The sequence below is a fragment of the Microbacterium sp. HMWF026 genome (assembly GCF_003061325.1).
GTDB lineage: Bacteria > Actinomycetota > Actinomycetes > Actinomycetales > Microbacteriaceae > Microbacterium > Microbacterium testaceum_E.
This window is the reverse complement of sequence record NZ_QAJB01000395.1, coordinates 1-2,088: the sequence shown is the minus strand read 5'-3', so window position 1 is coordinate 2,088 and position 2,088 is coordinate 1. Positions and strand designations below refer to the sequence as shown.

The following is a 2,088-nucleotide window of genomic DNA, read 5'->3' as shown; positions in this document are numbered from 1 at the left end:
CAGGCCCATCGCGTCGAAGTCCGTCTTCGCCAGGCGGGCGCCCAGCTCACCGTCACGGGTGACGGTGAAGATGCCCTCGTGGGTTCCGATAAGGAACCCATCGGTGGCGGGGTCATCAACGATGCCGTGCACGTGTGTGAGCGGCTGCTCAGGGTGGTCGTCACCGGTGAGGGACGGTGAACCGGCGCAGCCTGCGAGAGCGAGCGCGACCATGGGGACGAGGGTGACCAAGGACAAGGCGCGGGTGCGGGAGCCCGGCGCGGTGAGGTTGGTGTGGTGGTGCTGCATTGGGGGTGCGTTTCGTCTGATCGGGTGGTGGGGCGCGGTGGTTTTCCGCGCCCCACCCGGGTGATCAGAGAGTTGCCAGAAGCTCCTCCATGGTCGCGATTTCGGACGTCTGCGATTCGACGATCTGGTTGGCCAGGGCGACGGCGTCGCTGTTCTGGCCGTTGCTGGCCTCTTCCTGGGCCATCTCGATCGCGCCGCGGTGGTGTTCGATCATCTGCTGAAGGAACAGTCGGGCGGCGTCCGTGCCGGTGGCCTGCTCGAGGGCCTGCATGTCGTCCTCGCTCATCATGCCGCCGCCGCTGTGGTCCATGCCGCCCATGTCGGAGGAGGTGGCTCCCCAGTCCTCGAGCCACCCTTCCATGGTCGCAATTTCAGGCTCTTGAGCGGCCTTGATCTGCTCCGCCAGGGCGGTGACGCGCTCGTCGATGCCGTCTTTCGACAGGAGCGTGTCGGACATCTCGATCGCTTGAGTGTGGTGCTCGATCATCATGCTGGCGAACATGACGTCCGCCTCGTTGGCGTCCGCGGACTGCGCGGGGCTAGCACTGCTGCTGCTGCCGTGGTCCATTCCGGGCATGCTGCCGCCCGAGGTGGTCCCGCCGGAGCATCCGGCGAGAGTGAGCAGGGCGGCGAGAGTGAACGCGGCGGTCGCCGCGGCGCGGGTCTTCATGGTGGTTGTCTCCATCGGTCGGTGATGAGGCACGACGGTTGTCGTGCGGGAAGATGCGTTGCCCGCGCGGAAGGCGGGCGTACGCGTCATCACGTGCGACTGATGCAGAGAACCGTGAGGGAAGGTGGCGGGACAATCTGTGCGGGCGCGGGCCACCGGGCCTGTACCGCGCGGAGTACGTCGTCTCGGACGGTAATGCGCCACCCGATACGGTGACGTGCGAGCACGAGCACGCTGACAAGCAGCGCCAACACGCACGCCATCCAGGCCATGGCGTGATCGTCGCCACAGTCGCCGCAGCCGTCGTCGTGGGCGGCGGTCGTGTTCAGCTGGGCGGAGAGGGGCGACGCATCGTGATGGGTCGATACCTCTCCCGCGACAGCCACCGTGTCGCCATGTCCGGAGGCGGTGGTGTGGGTGTTGAGGGAGTGCATTGCCAGGAGCCCCACGATGACGGCGCCGGTTACAGCGATCACCATCAGCAGGGTGCGGGTGAATGCACGCTGGCCACGCACATGCTGCGCGAGGGTAATCAGCGACATCTTCACCTCCTGGTCGGTTTCTAGGCTAACTTTCGCCGGCGAGGGCGGGTGGGCCGCTTGACGGCCAACGCGCGCTTTGCCCGCGAGTGGGTGACGGGAACTGGTGGGTTACAACGCCGCGAGGAGGTCGTTGCACGCCTGCTCGCAGCGGCGGCATGCCTCTGCGCAGACCCGGCAGTGCTCGTGCATGTCGGCGTGCTGCTCGCATTCCTGCGCGCACGCGGCGCACGCGGTGCGGCATGCCTCCACAACAGCGCGAACCACCTCGACGTCCACCGTCGTCTGTCGAGAAAGCACCGCACCGGTCGCGGTGCAGATGTCGGCGCAGTTGGCGTTTTTGGTGATGCACGTCACCAGCTCGGCCACCATGTCTTCTGACAGGCACGCGTCGGCACACGCGGTGCAGGTCTGCGCGCATTCGATGCAGGCCTCAATGCAGCGGGCGAGTACGTCCGCGGCCTCAATGGACGCGGCCTTGGGGTGAGTAGTGAGCATCTGATCGATAGCAGTCATGTTCGCTGGTCCTTTCCCGGGGACCGTCCCCGGCGCCTGCCACGATACGAGCGGGCGACGGGGACGATTCGGGGG

General features: G+C 66.8%; 3 protein-coding genes and 1 pseudogene. All 4 read right to left on the bottom strand.

The genetic code is table 11. The annotated features are described in order from the left end of the window. A pseudogene (locus DBR36_RS14695) lies at positions 1-288 on the bottom strand (hypothetical protein); the annotation flags it as partial. A 64-nt stretch (positions 289-352) separates the two neighbouring features. Then, on the bottom strand, positions 353-958 hold the full coding sequence (locus DBR36_RS14690) for a DUF305 domain-containing protein (RefSeq protein WP_108320503.1): 606 nt from the start codon (positions 956-958) through the stop codon (positions 353-355). Positions 959-1,047: 89 nt separating this feature from the next. Then, positions 1,048-1,500: a DUF6153 family protein gene (locus DBR36_RS14685; RefSeq protein WP_108320502.1), complete on the bottom strand. Its 453-nt coding sequence runs from the start codon at positions 1,498-1,500 to the stop codon at positions 1,048-1,050. Between the two features lie 108 nt (positions 1,501-1,608). Next, complete coding sequence (locus tag DBR36_RS14680; protein WP_108320501.1) at positions 1,609-2,013, bottom strand: four-helix bundle copper-binding protein; 405 nt, start codon at positions 2,011-2,013, stop codon at positions 1,609-1,611. Between the last annotated feature and the right edge of the window lie 75 nt (positions 2,014-2,088).

Coding starts and splice junctions, on each gene's coding strand:
- DBR36_RS14690 (WP_108320503.1), bottom strand. CDS start 958: ATGAAGACCCGCGCCGCGGCGACCGCCGCGTTCACTCTCGCCGCCCTG.
- DBR36_RS14685 (WP_108320502.1), bottom strand. CDS start 1,500: ATGTCGCTGATTACCCTCGCGCAGCATGTGCGTGGCCAGCGTGCATTC.
- DBR36_RS14680 (WP_108320501.1), bottom strand. CDS start 2,013: ATGACTGCTATCGATCAGATGCTCACTACTCACCCCAAGGCCGCGTCC.